This window comes from Pseudoclavibacter sp. RFBI5 (assembly GCF_002931395.1).
In the GTDB taxonomy this organism is placed as follows: domain Bacteria; phylum Actinomycetota; class Actinomycetes; order Actinomycetales; family Microbacteriaceae; genus Pseudoclavibacter.
On sequence record NZ_PSYA01000017.1, the window covers coordinates 13,644 to 33,191 of the forward strand.

The following is a 19,548-nucleotide window of genomic DNA, read 5'->3' on the forward strand; positions in this document are numbered from 1 at the left end:
TGATGTCAGCTGCTGACCTCCAGCGCCAGAGCCTGGATGCCCGAGCCGCTGCCGGAACCGGTCAGTGACCGCCGTCCTGCTGTCAGTCAATGGAACCGCGTTCGCCGAGCGAGACTGCGGCTTGAAAGATCTCCACGACTACGCCGGGGCCGTCGAAGGCCTGGCTCGGGTTCACGTCTTCCCCCTCGCTGGCCGCGTGGATGATGAACGTCTCGCTGATGAGCCGGTTGCCGACGAGTCCCGTCTTGCGAGAGACGACGTTTCCCGTCACCTCGATCTTGCCGATTGCACCGGAGAACCACTTCACCTCGCAGTACGTTGGCCTCACGAGATAGCCACCCTTGGAGTTCTCGAAATCGGCCGCGTCGTGCAGGCGGTACGAGATCGTGGTCATCCGCTTCGGGCTGTCTAGACGGACGGTCATCAGCTTGCTCCTCGGCGTCGCGCTCGGCTCGTTCCCACAAGCGTGGCCCGGCAGCTGCTCCCCCGCAAACGATCGTTTGTGGGGGAGAGGTTGAGCCGGACGCCGTCAACGTCTGTGAATCACAGCCGTAGAAGTCGCCGTGATCACGGCGATGTATGTCCTGTCTCATGCGTGAGTCAATTCGCCTCGTGGCGGCGCAGTGACGCCGATCTCTGTCATCGACCTTGGGGAGTGGTGGTTGTCCCCGCCATCACCGATTGATCCTTCGATCTACTCGGTGGTCGTTCTGTCGCGACGGAATAGGCGCCAGACCCTTGCGCCGACGAGCAGGAAGATGGCGATGATGACGATGGGCACGACGAGCCATTCCCATCCCCCCGACCACCCAATGCCGAAGCCCTGATCATTCGAGAACGCGTTGACGGGCACGAAGAAGAAGGTTGCCTCCGCCTTCATCGGTGCAACGCTATCCACCACTGCCAGCATGCCCCCGGCGAACGAGAGGAACACGACCCAGTACGTGCCGAGCGCTGCCGCGGCAGTCAACGTGCCGATTGACCAGAGCGGCCGCATCCATCCTCCCTCGCCATAGCGTGCTGCAAGTGTTCGCGGGGCACCCAGGTCGGCAATTACCGCTTGCGCCGGCCGCCCATCCGTGTCAATTTCGTCGCGCAGCGTTCTCAGGATGCGCCTACGCTCGGAGGCAGAGACGACTCCCTCGAGGTGCCAGTCCAGACGAAGCAAATACATGGATGCGCGCATGGATGTCGAATGTTTGGCTTGAGTGAATTGTGACATGCTCATTCCCTTTCGAGTTCGATGGCTTCGGACACGGCCGTAGCAGTTTGCTCCCACTGATGTCGGGCGACCGCGAGTGCAATTGCGCCTGCATCCGTCAGCGCGAAGTACTTACGAGGTGGGCCACTCGGCGACGACCTGGAGAACGTCGTGACGAGAGAGTCCCGTTCGAGCCGGTTCAGGACGGGATATACCAACCCCGTACTGACTTCGAGGTCGAGCGCCGTCAAGCGCTCGACCAACTCATACCCGTAGGACTCCTCCTGCTGGATAAGTTGCAGAACTACCAACGGGAGCACTGCGCGCGTCAGTTGCGCATCCTGTCGAGCTTGTATACGAGACACGCTAGTAGTGAAGCATGAATAGCGAGAGCCTGGCAAGCTGATTCTCGAATGCGGCCACACCGTGCAGGAAATTACCGACACGTTCGGGGTGTCCCGGCCCACGATCTATCGGCACTTGGCCGAGCACGTCGAGCGGGCCTGACAAGGGATCATGGCGCACCTCAGCGACCGGCAGAAAGCCGAGCTTGTGCGCCAACACCAGGACGGCGTGCCGTGGACGCGTTTTGCGGAGCACTCCGGCGTTGCGGTGCGGACTCTGCGACGCTGGGCCCCGCAGTGTCTGGAGGCCACTCGACCCGGCGCCGGAACGGGCACCGCCAAGCGGCCGCAGGGGCTCGCCTGCCTCGACTATCTGCGCGAGGGTGACACCCTCGTCGTGCGCCGTCTCGACCGCATCGCGGATAGCGAGACGATGGCCATTCAGGCCATCAGTGAGCTGCACGATCGCGGCATCAACATCAAGAGTCTCACTGAGCCCAACATCGACACGACCACGCCGATGGGGCGCGCATTGTTCGGCATCCTCGCCGTTTTCGCGCAGCTCCGCGTGGACACGATCCGGGAGAACACACAGCCTGGGCTCGCGCACGCGCGAGCCCAGGGCCGCGTCGGTGGCCGCCCGTCCGTGATGACGCCCGAGCGCACAGAGCAGGCGCTGAACATGCGCGCCCAAGGGCACAGCATCCAGCGCATCGCGACCGTGCTCGGCGTCGGCAGCTCGTCCGTTTCGCGTGCGCTCGATCGCGCCGCCGAAGACGCCAAGCTCGACGGCACGCAGCTCTCCGCGTAAGCGGCCTGCCCGCTTCATGCCCGTCCTCCCAATACCTGCTGCCCCTCACTGGGAGAGGCCGCGGTCCAGGGCGCGGCTTGCCGCATCGCATGCGACGCGGAACGCTCTTGACGGGGGCCTCTCGCGTGACAGAATCTGCGCATTGGGGGAGAAGGCGTGGCTTCGAGCGTATCGCCCGGCTGGCCGACGCCGCGCGGCAGGAGAGGGCCGCCATGCACGCATGGCGGCCCTCTCGGGACGAACGGCCGTGGTCACTGGCCAGTGTTGCCTACGCGCCGGTTGCGGGCAGCGCCTCGAGCGTGGCGCCGTTCGAGGCGATGAGCTCCCGGTACCAGTGGAAGCTGTCCTTCCGCACGCGGTCGCCGCTGCCGGCGCCCTCGTCGTCGAGGTCGACGTAGATGACCCCGTACCGCTTCGTCATCTGCGACGTGGAGGCGCTCACGATGTCGAGTCCGCCCCACGACGTGTAGCCGAGCAGGTCTACGCCGTCCTCGATGGCCTCCCGAACCTGTTGCAGGTGCTGGCGGAAGTAGTCGATCCGGTACTCGTCGTGCACGGCCCGGTCGTCGCCGGACCCTTCGAGCACATCCGTCGCCCCGAGGCCGTTCTCGACGATGAACAGCGGCACCTGGTAGCGGTCCCACAGGTCGTTGAGCACAAACCGCAGGCCCTCGGGGTCGAGGTGCCAGCCCCATTCGGTGGTCTGCAGGTGGGGGTTCTTGATCGTCGAGAACAGGTTGCCGCCCGTTGCGCCGTACTGCTCGGGGCTCACGGAGGAGACGAGGCTCATGTAGTAGCTGAACGAGATGAAGTCGACCGTGTTGGCGGCGAGGAGCGCCTCGTCGCCCGGCTCCATGGCGACGTGGATGCCCGTGTCGCGCCAGAAGCGCCGCACGGTTCCCGAGTACCGGCCGCGCACCTGCACGTCGGTGTGGAACAGGTTCATGTTGTTGTCCCACTGGGCCCGCACGATGTCGGCGGGCGCCGAGGTGGCCGGGTAGTGGGCCATGCGGGCGAGCATGCAGCCGACCTGCGCATCCGGGGCGATCTCGCGGGCGGCCTTCGTGGCGAGGGCGCTCGCGACGAACTGGTGGTGCAGCGCCTGGTAGCCGACCTGGCGTGGGTCGACGCCGTCCTCGGGTTCGCGCTCGATGATGCCGCCGCCCGTGTACGGCTCGATGAGGGTCGTGTTGATCTCGTTGAACGTGAGCCAGTAGCGCACGAGTCCCCGGTACCGCGTGAGGATGGTCCTCGCGTACGTCTCGAAGAGGCCGACGACGGCGCGGTTCGACCATCCGCCGTACTCGGTGACGAGGTGCAGGGGCATCTCGTAGTGCGACATCGTGACGACCGGTTCGATGCCGCGCTCGCGGAGGCGCGTGAAGAGACGCTCGTAGAAGAGGAGGCCTTCCTCGTTGGGCTGGGCGTCGTCGCCGTTGGGGAAGATGCGCGACCAGGCGATCGACATGCGCAGCGACTTCAGGCCGAGCTCCGCGAAGAGCTCGACGTCGCCCTCCCAGCGGTTGTAGAAGTCGCTTGCCGAGCGCTTGGGGTAGCCGGCAGCGCCCGGGGTGGCGATGGCTTCGGCGATCTGCGCATCCGTCGCCTTCATGAGCGAGGTGATGTCGACGTAGTCGCCGGTCTTGCGGAAGGGGATGACGTCGGCCTGCGAGAGGCCCTTGCCGTCTTGGTCGAAGCCACCCTCGACCTGGTTCGCGGCGAACGCAGTTCCCCAGAGGAATCCCTCGGGGAAGGCGCCGGAGGCTCCGTGCGGGCTCGGGTCGGTTGCGGTGCGCTGCTCCGTGGTGCGGGTCATGCGGTTGCCTCCTTGTGGCTGGCCTCGGCGTCGATGGTGGAGAGGACGTGCATGAGCGCGTCGCCGTTCCCGCGCGTGCCGGGAGTACCCGGCACGATCGAGCGCAGGCCGAGGTTGGTGATGACGATGACCGTCACGGTGTCGTTGGTGGCGCTGACAGCGTCGAGGTCGACGTCGATGAGCGGGTCGCCGATGGTGACGCGGTCGCCTTCCGCGACGTGCGCCTCGAAGCCGCGGCCCTGCAGGGAGACCGTGTCGATGCCGATGTGGATGAGCACTTCGGTGCCCTGGTCGCTGCGGATGGCGACGGCGTGCTTGGTCGGGAAGACGGTGACGACTTCTCCCGTGACGGGCGACGTGACGTGACCGCTGGTCGGGCGGATGGCGGCGCCGTCGCCGACGAGACGCTGCGAGAACGTCTTGTCTGGCACGTCGTCGAGGGGGATGAGCTCGCCTGCCATGGGGGAGGCGATGAGCTCGCCGCTCGAGGGCGCGAGGGGTGCATCCCTCGTCGAGGCGGCGCTGGCTGCGGTGGCTGCGGCCGCCGGCTTCTCGTGCGCCGCGACGGTCTGGGAGGCCTTGGCGAGGATTGACTCGTCGATGCCGAGGATGGCGGAGACGACGGTCGAGACGATGAACGCGAGGACGATGCCGAGGATCGCCCACCCGAAGGTGGCTCCGACGAGGCCCGGCAGGCCGGGGAGGCCGCCGTTGCCGGCGAGCACGTAGGCCTGCACGCCGAAGCCGAGCGAGATGGCGCCGCCGACGCCGGCTCCCGCCATGGAGGCGATGAGGGGGCGGCGCAGCGGGAGTGCGAGTCCGTAGAGGGCTGGCTCGGTGACGCCCATGAGGGCCGTGAAGGTCGTCGAGAGGGAGAGTGCCTTGATCTGCGCGTTCTTGGCGCGGAGGAAGACGCCGAAGACTGCACCGGCGGTCGCGAAGGTCTGCACGTAGGTGAGGGGCAGGAACTTGTCGTAGCCGAGGGTGGCGAGGTTCTGCAGGATGAACGGGACGAGCGCGTAGTGCATCCCGGTCATGATGATGAGCGGGAGCAGCGCGCCGATCACGAAGCCGGCGGGTGCGCCGCCGTTGTCGAGCGCCCAGTTGATGCCGCCCGCGACGCCGTTGCCGACGAAGGTGCCGAGCGGGCCGAGGGCGACGAGCGTGATCGGGACAACCGTGACGAGCGTGAGCATTGGCACGAAGGTCAGCTTCAGGAACGACGGGATGATCTTCGTGAAGAGGCGCTCAGCCCACGACATGAGGTAGACGCCCAGGAGCACCGGGATGACGGAGTACGCGTAGGAGACCGACGTGACCGTGACCCCGAGGAGCGCGACCGGCTCGCCGGCGCTGAGCATGGTCGTGAGCGCCGGGTAGACGAGCACCGCGCCGAGGGATGCCGCGACGTAGGGGTTCGCGTTGAGCTTCCGCGCTGCCGAGACGGCGACGACGATCGGCAGGAAGAAGAAGACCGCGTCGGCGATGGCCGAGAAGATGAGGAACGTCTGCGAGCTCGGGTCGACCCAGCCGAACGCGTTGATGAGGGCGAGCACACCCTTGAGCAGGCCCGCGCCGGCGATGGCCGGGAGGATGGGGGCGAACACGCCGGAGATGAAGTCGAAGAAGCGGGTGTGCAGCTTCTGCTTGCCGCCCTTGGTGCCGGCGGATGCATCCGCTGCGCCTTCCTCGGAGCTCGCGAGGCGCGGCAGGTCAGCAACGATCGCTTTGTGCACCAGCGGCACGTCGTTGCCGATGATGACCTGGTACTGCGAGCCGGCGTCGTTGACGCCGACGACGGGCCCGATCGCGGTGAGCGCGGCCTGGTCTGCCTTCGTGTTGTCCTTCAGGCCGAAGCGCAGGCGGGTGACGCAGTGGTAGAGCGAGGAGATGTTCTCTTCGCCGCCGACTGCGGCGATGATCGCTGCGGCGTCTTTCTCATACTTCATGGGGTGTCTCCTGGTCGGGGAGAATCCCGGCTTCACGCGGTTGCCCTCACGCTGCGGTGGATTCTTGGGGTGTTGAAAACTGTGGGGTGGATGCGGCGGTGCCGTGTCAGAGGAAGTTCGCGATGTGCAGACCGAGGTAGACCTTCTCGGAGGCGCTCATCGCGTGCCCGTGGCTGCGCTTCACGAACGCATCCACCTTGTCGACGCTCGAGAACGCTGCCGGCTTCTGCTCGGTGAGGATGCGCAGCAGCTCGGCGTCGTCGCGTTGCACGGTCTCGCCGAGGAGCACACGCTGCGCGAAGAAGCGCACGTGGGTGACGAAGCGGAGATACGACGAGTTGGCGTCGTCGTAGTGCAGGCCGAAGTGGAGGCGCACGATGTCGAGGATCGAGTGGGTCAGCTCCATGAGGCGGGCCGCGCTGTCGGCGGCGCCGCCGACCTGGGCGTTGATGACGTGGAGGGCGATGCTCGTCGCCTCCTCCTCGGGGAGGTCGACGTCGAGGCGCGAGTTGAGCTCGGTGACGGCGCTCTTCGCGAAGGCGTACTCGCTCGGGTAGTAGCGGCGCACCTCGACGGCGAGCGGCACGGTGAAGTCGCCGCCGTCGCGGGCACGCTGCACGGCGAACACGAAGTGGTCCGCGAGGCTCGCGTAGAGGCTGTCGCTGATCTTCGCGCTCAACTCGGCGCGCGCGCGGGCGACGAGGTCGGCGGTGGCGGTGAGGATCTCGGCCGGGATCGAGTCGACGATGGAGGCGAAATGCCGGCTGGCCGCGTCGTCCTCGAGCCGGAAGACCTTCTCGACGAGCGACTGGTCGACGCGCTCGCCCGGCTTCGAGCGGAACCCGAGTCCCTTGCCGAAGACGATGACCTCCTGCAGGGAGTCGTCCAACGCGTCAACAACGTTGTTGTTGAGTACCCGCCGAATGATCATCTTGCTCTCCTAGGAACACGCTTGCTGAAATCGTCGTCGAAACAGCTGCGGTGTTGCCTGCGGAAGCAGTGACAAGCCGCTGTCACTGTAACCACATCCTCGAGACATGGCAAGCGGGAGGGCTACGGGGTCGTCTCGCCCGGGTAGACAACGCCAACCGCGGCCCGGGCCTGGTCGAGCACTTCCAAGATCTCGATGGATGCCTGCCAGGGCATCACGGGAGACTGCGTGGCCCCGCCTGCGAGGAGACGCGCGAACTCGGCGGCCTCGAACTGGAAGCCGCCTGGCACCGTCGCGTCCCACTCGCTGACGGTGGCGCCGCCGACGCCATCGGTCGACTCGTCCGTGGCCTCCCCGGACCCGTCTCGGTCGAACTCGCTCACGCGGAGCATTCCCGGAATGAAGAACTCCCCGGGCAGTTCGACGATGCCGTGCTCGAACACGAACTCCGCGCTCGACGCGGCTCGTCCCTCGAAACTGCACCGAGCCGTGCCGACGGCGCTCGCGGTGCGCATTATGACGGATGCGGACCCGTCGACGGCGTACCCGGGAATCAGGTTGCCTGCCGCGGCGACCTCGACGGGCGAGCCCATGAGGTCGTGGACCGCGGCGACCGAGTAGACGCCGATGTCGAGCAGCGCGCCACCGCCTTGTTCGACGTCCACGATGCGCGGGACGGGGGCATCCATGATCCCGGCGAAGTTCGCGTGGGCGGTGACGAGGCGACCGAGCATTCCGTTGGCGGCGATCTGCCTCGTCACCGTGAACTGGGGGAGGAACCGCGTCCACATGCCGTCGACGACGAGCACTCCACGCTGTTCGGCAGCTGCGAAGACCTCGCGGGCCTCGCGGGCATTGAGCGTGAACGGCTTCTCGACGAGCACCGGCTTGCCTGCGCGGATGCACGCGAGCGCGAGCTCGTGGTGTGTCGAGTTGATGGTTGCCAGGTAGATCGCGTCGACGCTCGGATCCGCGATGAGCTCGCCGTAGGAACCGTACGCACGCTCGACGTCGAGCTCCTGGGCGAAGGCTTCGGCGCGCGACAGCTCGCGCGCCCCGACCGCCGCAATTGCCGACCGGGTGTGACGCGGCACCTCGTGCGCGAATCTGCGCGCGATGTGGCCGGCGCCGAGGATTCCCCAGCGCAGCGGGGGAGCATCCGCCGGATCGAGCAGCTCGACACCCTCCGCGAGGCGAGCGATGGGGGCGGGGAGTTCGGCGACGAACGCGGGGGTGGTGGGGTCGGTCATCATCCGAGTCTGGCATCGGGCGAGGGAGTGAGTCGAGGGGCGCGTCGTCTCGTGAGCCGCGGTGCAGCTCGCGGCGTCCGCCTACTCCAGGCCGAGGTCGATCACGACCTTGCCGCGGGCGCGGCGCTCCTCGAGGCTCGCGACGGCCTCGGCTGCTTCGCGGAGGGGGACGACGGCGGTGATCGAGGCGCGCAGCTCGCCGCGCTCGACGGCGGGCGAGAGCCGCGCCCACTGCTCGGGGAGTGACACGAGGCACTCGGGCATGAGCCCTTCCCAAGCCGCGCCGACGACGGAGATGTTGCCAAGCAGCAGCCGGTTGGTCTTGACGGTCGGGATGCTGCCGCCGGTGAAGCCGAGCACGACGAGGCGCCCGCGCTTCGCGAGGCACCGTAGGGAGTCGGTGAAGCGGTCGCCGCCGACGGGGTCGAGGACGACGTCGACGCCGCGGTGGTCGGTGAGCTGGCGGACCTCGGTGAGGAAGTCTGCGGCGAAGGCCGTGTGGTCTGCGCCGACCGAGCGTGCGAGCGCAGCCTTCTCCTCGGTCGAGACGACGGCGATGACGGTGGCGCCGATGAGCTTCGCCTGCTGGATGAGCGCGACGCCGAGCCCGCCAGCGGCCCCCTGGATGAGGACGGTCTCCCCTGCCCGCACCTGCCCGCGGTCGCGGAGGGCGAAGTCGGCGCTCAGGAGGTTGATGGGCAGGGCCGCGGCATCCACGAAGCTGATCGAGTCGGGCAGCGGCAGCACCCGGTCGGCCGGTGCGACGACGTACTCGGCGAAGGCGCCATGGCTGGCGACGCCGAAGACCCGGTCGCCCTCTGCGAACCCGGAATCTTCGCCGGCCTCGGCGACAACTCCCGCGAACTCGCTGCCGAGCACAAACGGATTCGGGATGCGGTGCTGGTACTCGCTGCGCGACTGCAGCACGTCGGGGAACGCGACGCCAGCCGCCCGCACCTCGACGAGCACGTGACCGGGAGCTCGGTGCGGGACCGGCACCTCGCGGAGCTGCAAGCTCCGTGGGCCGCCATCCGTCGAGTTCACGACCGCTCGCATCCCAGTGGTTCGGTCGGGCACAGGGGCGCGTGGCGCGTCGTGCGTGGGCTGGTCTGGCAGAGCATCCGGCATGCGTTTCACGCTAGCCGCTGCTCCCCTGTGTTCGGCGATCATGGCTGCGCGGCCCGCCCACCCGTGGAAACCCAGGACCCGAGCGGTCGATCTGGGAGGTCCTCGAAGGTCTCCTCGGTTCCGGTGATCACGAATCCACGTGCTTGGTAGTTCGCCAGGGCCAGCGGGCCGTCGAGGGTGCAGGTGTGCACCCAGAGCCGTGAGACGGGTGCGAGCTGGGCGCGCTCCGGCAGCGTCCACGCGGCGAGGACGCCGTGCTCGAGCAATCGTCCCCCGAGTCCGCGACCCTGGGCCGCCTCGGCGAGGCCGAAGTACCGGATCTCCACCTCGGTTCCCTTGTCGGACGGCTTCGGCTGAAGGTGGACGTACCCGAGCGGATTGCCGTCGCCGTAGAGGATCCAGAACTCGGTCCCTGGCTCCGCGAGCTCATCCACCCACTGGCGCCTCGTCCAGTCGAGCCGCTCCGTCCAGAACCATGGCCCGCCGACGAGTCCGTAGAGGAACCGTGCGTACTCCGGCGAGATCGAACCCGCACGGTCGAGGCGGACGTCGTCGGGAAACGCCCGAGGCTCGTCTCGGGGCTGCTCGAGCATCTCCAGGGTCGTGGTGGTGACCTTCATCGGGACTCCTTGCGCGGGGCGAGCTGGCTTGGTGCTCGGGTGAGCGCGAACACCTCGTGTCGCGGGCCACGCTATTGGCGTCGGGGGAGTTCGCCAAGTGCGCGGTCGAGACCTGTGGCGAAGGCGCGGTCGCGCTCCAGGTCGCTCTTGGGTAGGCAGAGCAGTTGAAGGTGCAGAAAGAGCCCGGGCGGATGAACTGGTGAGTGCCAGCCCATCCGCCCGGGCGTTTTCCTGAGTCCCCTTGCGGCTACTCGCTCGTCACGCGTCCGCGGCGCTTCTTGATGAGGAACGCCGCCCCGGTGCCGGCGAGCATAGCCCCGAGGAGGGCGAGGAAGCCGGCGAGGCTGCCGTCGACGCCCGTCGTTGCGAGGTCGCCGTCCTGGCCGCCGGCGTCGGATCCGCCGTTGCCCGAACCGTTGCCGGACCCGTTGTCGCCGCCGTCACCGGCACCGTTCCCGGGGCTCGACGTCGGCGCCGTGGTCCCGGTGCCGTCGGTGGAGGTCGGCTGGGGCGTGGGCTCAGTTGTCGGCTCCGGGGCGACACCGACCGTGAAGTCGAAGCTGCCGGAGATGACTTCGAGCTGAGCCGTCCCGTTCTCGATGCCCACAAGCGTGACGCCCTCGGCATCGGCCGCGGCGAGTCCGCCCTCAAGCACGGTCATGCTCTCGTCGCCAACTGGCACGTAGACCGTCGCGGACGAGTTCGCGGGAACCTCGACGTGGTACTCGAACGCGCCGTTCTCGGTCGTCCAGTCGGAGACGAGCGTGCCGTAGTTCGTGGTGAACGCGGCGTTCGACCACGTGACGCGGCCGTCGGCATCCGGCTGCGGCTTGAGCACGGAATGCTGATAACCGGGGTTCGCCGGGTCCTGGTTGATGCCAGCGACCGTGTTGTAGATCCACTCGCTGACCGCGCCGTAGGCGTAGTGGTTGTACGAGTTCATGCTCACGTCGCCGAAGCCGTCCTCGAGCGTGTACGAGTTCCAGCGCTCCCAGTAGGTCGTGGCGCCCTGGTCGACCGTGTACAGCCAGCTCGGGTAGGCGTTGCTGAGCACGAGGTCGTAGGCGGCGTCGAGCTGGCCGCTGCCGGAGAGCGCCGGCAGGATGGCGGGGGTGCCGAGGAAGCCCGTCGTGAGCGCGGGCTCGCCGTTCTCGCCCGCGAGACTCAGCTGTGCGAGGCGCTCGGCGAGCCCAGCCTGGCTGCCATCCGGGTAGAGGCCGAAGTCGAGCACGATGGCGTAGGCGGCCTGCGTCTCGAGGTCGACGCCTTCGATCTGAGAGCCACCGCTCGGGAAGTAGGTGGCGACGAAGGTGTTCTTCCACGCCTGGTGCCAGCCGCGGAACTTCTGCGCGTCCTCGGTCTTGCCGAGCGCCTCTGCTGCCTCGGCCATGAGCGCGATCGTGTGCACCTTGTACGCCTGCATCACGAACTCGGTGTCGGTCTTCGCGAACGACAGCCAGTCGCCGAGCACGAACCCGCGCGGGCCCTCGTTGAGCGCCGTCGCATAGGCACTCATCTGCTCGTAGTTGACCTCGAGGATCTCGGTGTCGCCGTACGCCCTCCACAGCTCGTAGGGCACGATGATGCTGGCGTCTGTCCACGGGTCGGACGTGCCGTGCACGAACTCCCAGCCGGAGTGATAGGGCGCGAAGCGTGGGTACTGACCGTCCGCGAACTGCGCATCCGCGAGGTCGAGTTCCGTGTACTTCTGCAGGAAGTTGCGCACATCCGCGGTCATGGACGCGGTCGACGTGAACACCTGGATGTCGCCGAGCCAGCCCATCCGCTCGTCCCGCGCCGGAGTATCGGTCGGGATCGAGTTGAAGTTGCCGCGCAGGCCGTTGATCGTGTTCTCGTGCAGGGCGTTGAGACCGTCGCTCGACGTCTCGAGGTCCATCGTCAGCTCGGTGGCTGAGCTCAGCACGTGCGCCGTGACGTCGCCTGTGCCGACAGAGTTCGCGTCGAATCCGTCGAAGCCGGAGACCTCGAGGTAGCGGAAGCCGTGCATGGTGAACGTCGGCTCGAACGAGCCGGAGCCCGAGTCGCCGATCGTGTAGAAGTCGTTGGCCTTCGCCGAGCGGAAGTTCTCGTTGTAGATCGTGCCCGCGGGGCCGTCGGCTGTTGCGCTGTTGTCGTTCAGCATCTCGCCGTAGTTGAGCTCGACGGTCGAACCGGCGGGCCCAGACACGTTGATCGCGACGTTGCCGACGATGTTCTTGCCGAAGTCGAAGACGAGGTTGCCGTTTGCATCGACCGTGCGGGAGACGGGCGAGAGCTCCTCGACCTTCTTGATCGCGGATGCGCTGTCGCCGACGACCTTGAGTCCTGCGGGCAGCGAGGTGGTTGCGGGTGTTGCCCAGCCTGATTCATCGAAGCCGCCCTGCGACCATCCGGCGACTGCTGGCTCGAGCCGAGCGTCGTAGTTCTCGCCGTCCATGAGGTTGCTGTCGGTGATGGGGCCCTCGCCGAAGTACGACCAATCGGGTCCCGTCGCGACCGACTCGGTGCTGCCGTCGGTGTAGGTGATCTCGAGGTTCGCCATGAGCGCCGGTTGCGCTCCGTAGGGCTTCTGCAGCGCGCCGAAGGACCCCGAGTACCAGCCATCGCTGACCTGTGCGCCGATCGCGTTGTCGCCGGCCGCGATCTGATCGGTCACGTCGTAGGCGTTGTAGAGCGCTGTCTTGAAGAAGTCGGAGGTGCCAGGCGCGAGGTAGGAGTCACCGACCTTCTCGCCGTTGAGCTCGAATTCGTAGATGCCGAGGGCGCTCGCGTAGAGGTGGGCCGACTCGACTGTCTTCCCGCTGGTGGTGAACTCCTCGCGGAAGAGGCCATCCGACGCACTTGTGTCGGACTCCTGAGCGAGACTGTCCGCAACCGTGATCCAGCCGTCGGCGATCTTTGCACCGTCGGCTTCAGCGAAGGCGGATGCGCTGGGATCTGCGGTGAGCTTCGCTTGGGTCTCGTCGAGCTTCTCGGCCGCATCGGGCACCGTCAGGGAGACATCGGTGTACTTGGCGCTCGTCCCGTTGTCGTTGTACAGGCCGACAAGACCCGCTCGCACCATCTGCCGGTTGCCCGGCAGCTCGAACTCGGCGAGCACTGCACCGTCGAGGCTGATCTTCCACGTCGACCCGGAGGGGAAGACCCCTCCGCCTCCGACGAGGCTCGCCGTGAGCGTGTGCTCGGCGGCGGGGTCGAAGCCGTCGAGTGCGACGTCGACATTCACGGGGTCGAAGCCACGGGGGCTTTCCGGATTCTCGGCCGCGCCGTTGTCGCGGGTGAAGTCTCGGATGCCCTGTGCGTTGCCCTCGTGCAGCTTCAGCCGGTACTGACCGTCGACCTCAGCCACGTTGAGCAGGATGAAGTCGTCGTCGACCCCGTTGAACGTGAGGCCGGCGGACCCCTGCAGGATCTGGAATCTCGTCGAGATATCGAACGTCGTTGCGAGCGAGCGATCGTCAGCGAGCGAGGGCTCGGCGCCTGGCTGGGTGATCCACTGGGCGCCGTTCCAACCTGTGCTCCCGTCGGTCGCCTTGAGGCCGGTTCGGAAGGACGACGTGGCGGTGGGCAGCGTCTCCCCGCGCTCATCCGTCACCTGCACGGCCCAGAAGTAGCTGGTCTTCGGCGACAGCGCGGGGCCAGCGTAGGCAACCGCTGAACTGGCGTTGGATTCGACGACGCCGGAATCCCAGACGTCACCCTCGCCGTTGGCGGCCTTCTCGGCCGAGGTCGCGACCACGAGGCGGTAGGCGGTCTGTGCGGCGCCGCGATGCGCCGCATCCATCTGCCAGCTGAAGCTCGGTGTGGAGTCGACCAGGATGGGGGACTCCTGGCGGTCGACTTGAAGAGCGACGGGAGTGGTGTCGGTCGGAGCGGCGATGGCGAGCTGCGCGCTCACGAAGGATCCTGCGAGGAGGCAGGTGCCGAGCGTCAGGGCTGTCGCGGCCTTGAATGATCGGCCTCTGCCGTGGGGGGTCTTCGATATCAAGTGCGATCTTCCGTTCTCTTCGTTGAGGTGCTTCATCGGGAGTGGAGGCACGCGGATGGAGCGTTCGTCGGTGAACGCAGCGATGTGTTGAAACGCTTCAACATCCGGGTGACACGAAATTATCAGTCGCCATGCCGTTACACAACGGGCAATCTGCAAAGCGCGCGAACGGCCTCGAGGTGGGCCGCAGACACGCCCACCGAGGCGGCGCGGAAGCTGGATCGCAGCTGCTCGACGGTGCCAGCGCCGATGACCGGAGAGACTGGAAACGCAGAGGCGAGGAGAACGGCGACCGACAACTCGGTCGCGGGTACGCCGTAGAGAGGCGCGAGCTCGTCGAGCAGCAGCGCGGTCGCCCTGTTGTGGTTGTCGTGGAAGAGCCGAACCGTCGCGTCAGCTGGACCGCGCCTCCAGCGCGAGAAATACCCCTTCGACTGCGACGAGTAGGGGCTGGCGGGAAGGCCCGACTGCTCGTGGAAGCGATGCATCGTCCCGTCCATCGCCACCATTCCGGTCGGGAGTGCCGTCTCGAGTGGGCGCGCGAGTCCCCAGCTGGGCTGATTGACCACGAATCCGGTCCACCCGCGAGCCGCCGCGACCACACGGCTCTCCCGAAGACGCGTGGTCGTCCAGTTCGAGGCGCCGTACGCACTGATGAGACCTGCTCGGGTGAACTCCTCCAACGGCGCCAGGAGCTCTTCGACGGGTATCGCGGTGCTGTCCCGGTGCAGGTACACCAACGGGATAGTCTCGAGCCCGAGGTTGTCGCGTGCCTCCTCGATGTCGAGGCGCAGCGACTCGGGGTCGAGGCGCGTCACCTCGGGGTCATCCAGTGAGGGGTGGCCGATCTTGGTCGTGGCGTTGACAACTGTGCGCATGCCCCTGGACGACAGCCACGCGCCGACCATGCGTTCGCTCGCACTCGGCGGGGCAGCAGGCTCCCAATTGCCATACACGTGCGCCGTGTCGATGGTCCGCCCGCCCTCCTCGACGAACGCGTCGAGGAGGGCGAACGAAGCATCCCGGTTCTGCTTCGTGCCGAAACCGAGCGTCCCGAGCACGAGCTGCGCTCTGGGGTCGCGTGCGACGGAGATCGTGCCGGACACGGTGTGCCAGCTCTCCCTATCGCACCCGCGTCTCGAGTGCGGGGGCCGCGACGCGGTGCTCGAACTTCGCGCCCGATACGAGCTCGAACGGCTCCTCTGTCCCGGGAAGTCGCACCTGCCCCGTGACGCCGGTCGGAAGCTGCAGCTCGTAGCTGACGCCCTCGTGGGTTCGCGTCCACGAGCCAGTGATCCTCCCGTACCTGGAATCGAAGGCGATCGTCGCGCTCGTGAGGTCGCCGCCGGGCTGTGGCGCCCAGACGACCCGCCGATAGCCAGGCTGCGCGGGAGCCAGCCCCCCGATGGTGCGGTGCATCCAGTCGGCCACGGATCCGAGGGCGTAGTGGTTGAAGCTGGTCATCTCACCCGGGTTGATGCTGCCGTCGGGGAGCATCGAGTCCCATCGTTCCCAGATCGTGGTGCCGCCCATGCGCACGGTGTAGAGCCAGGACGGGCACGAGTCCTCGAGGAGCAGTGCGTACGCCTCGTCGAGGTGCCCGGTTGCGGTGAGGGCGTCGCTGATGACGGGGGTTCCGGCGAAACCCGTCGCGATGCGGTGGCCCGCCTCTCGCACGAGCTGGGCCAGCCGTGCACCGGCAACCTGCTTCTCCGAGGCCGAGAGGAGATCGAAGCGGATGGCGAGTGCATATGCGGTCTGCGCGTCACTCGTGAGCATGCCGCCATCCACGACGTACTCGGTGCGGAATGCGTCGCGCGCCTGGGACGCGATCGTCGCGTACCTGCTCGCTTCCGAGGTTCGGCCGAGGGTGATGGCGATGTCGGCGAGACGCCTCGTCGTGTACGCGAAGTACGCAGAGGCGACAAGGTACTTGTCGGTCTGCCCGTCTGCCGGGTCATGAGGCGGAGCAGCAGGGTCCAGCCAGTCGCCGAGCTGATGTGCCGACTTCCAGAGTCGCGAGTCGCCCGACTGGAGGATCATCCGGTCGACCCAAGCTCGCCCGCTTTCGAACTGACGCGCGAGGATGCCGCGGTCGCCGAATCGCTCGTGCAGCACCAGGGGAGTGAGCACAGAGGCGTCGCCCCACACCGCGCCGGTCTCGATGGGGGTCCAGGTGGGCCCGCCCGGGACGACGGGCACGAACCACGGCACGGTGCCGTCGGGCAGCTGCTCGAGGGCGAGGTCCGCGAGCCAGCTCTCGAGGAATCCGGCGCAGTCGTAGAGGAAGGACGCGGTGGGCGCGAAGACCTGGATGTCGCCCGTCCAGCCGAGCCGCTCGTCGCGTTGCGGGCAATCCATGGGGATCGACAGGAAGTTGCCGCGCATGCCCCAGACGACGTTCTCGTGCAGCCGGTTCAGGTCATCGGATGAGGTGGTGAGCGTTCCCGTGCGCTCCATGTCGTTGTGCAGCACGCGCGCGATCACACCTCCGACGGGCAGGTCCGCAAGGCCGATGATGACCGCGTAGCGGAAGCCGTGGAAGGTGAACTTCGGCTCCCAGAGGCGTGGGCCGCGGCCATCCAGGGTGATGATGTCGTGGGCGTCAGCGAGGCGGAGCGGGCGGACGCCCAGCTCGCCGTGCTCGAGCACCTCGGCGTGACGCAGCTCGATGCGGTGTCCGGCCGGCCCGTCGACTTCGACGCGGAGTCGACCGACGAGGTTCTGCCCGAAGTCGACGAGGTGGGAGTCCTCTGCGGTTCGAGTGACCGAGACAGGCTCGATCTCCTGCGTGCATCGCACCGGCGGGAGCGACGGCGCGACGAGAGTGGCGGCGTCGCGAGAGCGGACTGCGACGGGGGTCCATCCGTCATCGGAGGCGCCGGGTGCGCTCCACCCGTCCTGTTCCTCGCGGGTGTCGTGCTTCTCGCCGTCGTAGAGGCCGGCGCTGGTCATCGGGCTGGGCGCCGCTACCCAATCGGCGTCGGTCGCGACGACGTGGCGGGACCCGTCGGTGTGCTCGATCTCGAGCTGAGCGATGAGGGACTGGTCGGTGCCGTAGAGGTCGTGGTAGCCGCCGTTGAAGCCGAGCCGGCCGCGGTACCAGCCGTCCCCGAGCCAGGCGCCGATGACATTCGCGCCTTGCTGGACGTGCTGGGTGACGTCGAAGGTCCAGTAGATGAGGCGGTCGTCGTACTTCGTCCAGCCTGGAGACAGCTCGTGGTCGCCCACGCGCTGCCCGTTGATCTCCGCTTCGTAGAGACCGTGCGCGGTGACGTACAGGCGGGCGCTTCGGACGGGCTTCGCGAGGTGGAACTCGCGGCGGACGAGGGATGGCCTCCGGTCGGTCCCGGCCTCCTCCTCCCAGGCTGCGCCGACGGGCCTCGCCTGCCAGTCGGCCTCCTCGAGGAGGCCGACCTCGACCGTTGTGGCGTCGCTCCAGGCGGACCACGCGCCGCCGCCGAGCACGCGGACACGGATGGCTGCTGACTCACGCGAGCGAAGCGGCTCGAACGGCCACGACACGAGAACCTGCTCGTGGTCACGACCACCTGACCGGCTGAGCTGCCCGCCGCGATCCACTTCGAGCTCCCAGGCATCTTGTGTCCACCCGGGAGCGGCGCTGATCTTCCAGCTGAGTCGAGGGGTGGGGGTGCCGATGCCGATGTTCTCGCGGAGGTGCTCGATCGTGGGGGGAGTGACGTGCACGGTGTTCCTGTTCGGAGTGTTGATGCTCATCCCTTGACCGCTCCGGCCGTGAGGCCCTTCTGGATGCGCTGATTGAGGATGAGGTAGACGATCAGGAGCGCGAACACGTTGATGCTGACGGCCGCGAAGAGCGGACCGTACTGCGTCGTGCCGAAGTTCCCGTTGAAGTTGAGGAGACCGAGCTGCAGCGTGCGGATGCTGCCGGAGTTCGCGAAGGTGAGCGCGATGAGCAGGTCGTTCCAGAAGAAGAAGAACTGCACGAGCCCGACGGTGAACAGGCCGTTCTTCATCATCGGGAGTCCGATGGAGAAGAACTGCCTGATGACGGATGCTCCGTCGATGGTCGCCGCTTCGAAGATCTCTCTGGGGATGGATTGGAAGTAGGTCGCCATCAGGAACACCGTCAGCGGGAGCCCGGTCGCGGTGTAGGTGATGATCAGCGTCCAGAGGGTGCCGGTGAGGCCGATCTGGAAATAGGCGCTGAAGAGCGGGAGCAGGATCATCTGGGTCGGCACCATGATGCCGGCGAGGAAGATGAGCAGCACGTTGCTGCGCCCCTTCCACACCATGATCTCCAGCGCGAACGCCGCGGCCGTACCGAGGAGGAGCATCAGGAAGAGCGAGGGCAGGACGGCGACGGCGCTGTTCAGGAACGTCTGGCCGAGGCCGGCCGTCTCCCACGCGACGCTGTAGTTGTCGAAGTTCCATTGCTCCGGCATCGCCCAGGTGGGTTCTTCGAGGAACTCGCGCTGCGTCTTGAAGGAGCCGAGGAGGAGCCAGAGCAGCGGGTAGCCGACGATGACGAGGAGGAAGGCGACGCCGATCCAGACCGGGATCCGGCCGAGCAGCCGGCGGACACGGGCCGGCGAGAAGCTGTTGGTCGTGGTCATGATGCGGCCTTCTGTCGGTTGCGGGCGGCCCCGCGGAAGACGACGAACGTCACGGCGAGGCACACCATCGTCAGGAGCATCGCGATCGTCGAGCCGTAGCCGTACTGGCCGTAGGTGAAGGACTGGTCGAACATCGCGATCGTCAGGGGGCTCGTGGTGCTGCCGGGCCCGCCGTTCGTGAGTGCGAGAACGCTGTCGAACACCTTGAGCGTTCCGTTGATCGAGAAGATCAGCGAGGAGATGAGGACGGGCAGCGAGAGCGGAAGCACGATGTGGCGGATGAGCTTCCACCCGCTGGCTCCGTCGAGTCTGGCGGATTCCATGACGTCTTCGGGGATGTCGATGAGCCCTGAGTAGAGGAGCACGCCGTAGAAGCCCATCGAGCGCCAGATGTCCATGATCGCGATCACGACGAAGGCGCTGCCGCCGTCGCCGAACCAGTCGAGCGGGACGCCACCGAATGAGGTGATGAAGGAGTTCACGACACCCTGCGTGGGGGCGACGGAGAAGAGCTGCTGGAAGAGCAAGGCCACGGCGACGGTCGGCATGACGACCGGGAAGAAGACGAGTGTCCGGATGAGGCCCGAGGCCCGCTTCAGCGCGAAGGCGTAGAGCAGTGCCAGGCCGTACCCGAAGAGCACCTGGCCGATGGTCACGACGACCGCGTACTTCAGGGTGAAGAGGAGGGCGGCGTGGACTTCGGAGTCGCCGAACAGTCGTACGAAGTTGTCGAAGCCCACGAAGGTGAAGCCGACGATCGCGTTCCCCTCGAAGAGGGTGTACCCGAGTGAGACGAGCACCGGCACGAGCATCACGACTGAGTAGACGAGGAGTGCGGGGCCGAGCAGGATGGCGATCGTGCGCTTGTCGCCGAGCACGTTTTTCATGTGTATCTCCGAATCCGGTGGAGGT

16 protein-coding genes are annotated in these 19,548 nt (G+C 67.1%); 2 read left to right on the forward strand and 14 right to left on the reverse strand.

Annotated elements, in window-relative coordinates; all coding sequences use genetic code 11:
* Positions 1-82: 82 nt before the first annotated feature.
* From C5E06_RS18270 to C5E06_RS18280, 3 genes are all read right to left on the reverse strand, one after another.
* On the reverse strand, positions 83-424 hold the full coding sequence (locus C5E06_RS18270) for a hypothetical protein (protein WP_146081419.1): 342 nt from the start codon (positions 422-424) through the stop codon (positions 83-85).
* 270 nt (positions 425-694) lie between these two features.
* Positions 695-1,222, reverse strand: a complete 528-nt coding sequence (locus tag C5E06_RS18275; RefSeq protein ID WP_258067771.1) for a hypothetical protein — start codon at positions 1,220-1,222, stop codon at positions 695-697.
* A gap of 2 nt (positions 1,223-1,224) precedes the next feature.
* Entirely contained in the window at positions 1,225-1,647 is a 423-nt protein-coding gene (locus tag C5E06_RS18280) for a PadR family transcriptional regulator (RefSeq protein ID WP_308471443.1), read from the reverse strand.
* Between C5E06_RS18280 and C5E06_RS18285 the strand changes: the two genes are divergently transcribed.
* Together C5E06_RS18285 and C5E06_RS18290 are read left to right on the forward strand one after the other, a co-directional pair.
* Positions 1,607-1,708, forward strand: a complete 102-nt coding sequence (locus tag C5E06_RS18285) for a helix-turn-helix domain-containing protein (RefSeq protein ID WP_258063555.1) — start codon at positions 1,607-1,609, stop codon at positions 1,706-1,708. The genes C5E06_RS18280 and C5E06_RS18285 overlap by 41 nt on opposite strands.
* Positions 1,709-1,717: 9 nt before the next feature.
* Positions 1,718-2,356 carry a recombinase family protein gene (locus C5E06_RS18290; protein ID WP_104307814.1) on the forward strand — a complete coding sequence of 213 codons (639 nt, stop codon included), beginning with the start codon at positions 1,718-1,720 and terminating at the stop codon, positions 2,354-2,356.
* A gap of 268 nt (positions 2,357-2,624) precedes the next feature.
* Here the strand turns inward: C5E06_RS18290 and C5E06_RS18295 are convergent, their stop codons facing one another.
* The 11 genes from C5E06_RS18295 to C5E06_RS18345 all read right to left on the reverse strand — a co-directional run bounded on the left by C5E06_RS18295 (position 2,625) and on the right by C5E06_RS18345 (position 19,523).
* Positions 2,625-4,172 (reverse strand): glycoside hydrolase family 1 protein, encoded by a 1,548-nt coding sequence (locus C5E06_RS18295; RefSeq protein WP_104307815.1) that lies wholly within the window; start codon positions 4,170-4,172, stop codon positions 2,625-2,627.
* Positions 4,169-6,121 carry a beta-glucoside-specific PTS transporter subunit IIABC gene (locus tag C5E06_RS18300; RefSeq protein WP_104307816.1) on the reverse strand — a complete coding sequence of 651 codons (1,953 nt, stop codon included), beginning with the start codon at positions 6,119-6,121 and terminating at the stop codon, positions 4,169-4,171. Before C5E06_RS18300 ends, C5E06_RS18295 begins: the two co-directional genes overlap by 4 nt.
* 106 nt (positions 6,122-6,227) lie before the next feature.
* Complete coding sequence (locus C5E06_RS18305) at positions 6,228-7,052, reverse strand: PRD domain-containing protein (protein WP_104244591.1); 825 nt, start codon at positions 7,050-7,052, stop codon at positions 6,228-6,230.
* Positions 7,053-7,174: 122 nt separating this feature from the next.
* Positions 7,175-8,302, reverse strand: coding sequence for a Gfo/Idh/MocA family protein (locus tag C5E06_RS18310; protein WP_181063041.1), 1,128 nt, complete (start codon positions 8,300-8,302; stop codon positions 7,175-7,177).
* Positions 8,303-8,383: 81 nt separating this feature from the next.
* On the reverse strand, positions 8,384-9,430 hold the full coding sequence (locus C5E06_RS18315; RefSeq protein ID WP_258067772.1) for an NADPH:quinone oxidoreductase family protein: 1,047 nt from the start codon (positions 9,428-9,430) through the stop codon (positions 8,384-8,386).
* 38 nt (positions 9,431-9,468) lie between these two features.
* Positions 9,469-10,050, reverse strand: a complete 582-nt coding sequence (locus C5E06_RS18320; RefSeq protein ID WP_104307819.1) for a GNAT family N-acetyltransferase — start codon at positions 10,048-10,050, stop codon at positions 9,469-9,471.
* Between the two features lie 247 nt (positions 10,051-10,297).
* Positions 10,298-13,948 (reverse strand): family 78 glycoside hydrolase catalytic domain, encoded by a 3,651-nt coding sequence (locus tag C5E06_RS18325; RefSeq protein ID WP_146081420.1) that lies wholly within the window; start codon positions 13,946-13,948, stop codon positions 10,298-10,300.
* Between the two features lie 227 nt (positions 13,949-14,175).
* Complete coding sequence (locus C5E06_RS18330) at positions 14,176-15,144, reverse strand: aldo/keto reductase (protein WP_104307821.1); 969 nt, start codon at positions 15,142-15,144, stop codon at positions 14,176-14,178.
* A gap of 16 nt (positions 15,145-15,160) precedes the next feature.
* The gene (locus C5E06_RS18335) at positions 15,161-17,776 is read right to left on the reverse strand and encodes an alpha-L-rhamnosidase (RefSeq protein ID WP_258067773.1); all 2,616 of its coding nucleotides are present in this window, start codon (positions 17,774-17,776) and stop codon (positions 15,161-15,163) included.
* Entirely contained in the window at positions 17,773-18,636 is an 864-nt protein-coding gene (locus tag C5E06_RS18340; RefSeq protein ID WP_104244603.1) for a carbohydrate ABC transporter permease, read from the reverse strand. Before C5E06_RS18340 ends, C5E06_RS18335 begins: the two co-directional genes overlap by 4 nt.
* On the reverse strand, positions 18,633-19,523 hold the full coding sequence (locus tag C5E06_RS18345) for a carbohydrate ABC transporter permease (RefSeq protein ID WP_104244605.1): 891 nt from the start codon (positions 19,521-19,523) through the stop codon (positions 18,633-18,635). The genes C5E06_RS18340 and C5E06_RS18345 overlap by 4 nt, the downstream gene beginning before the upstream one ends.
* Positions 19,524-19,548: the final 25 nt, after the last annotated feature.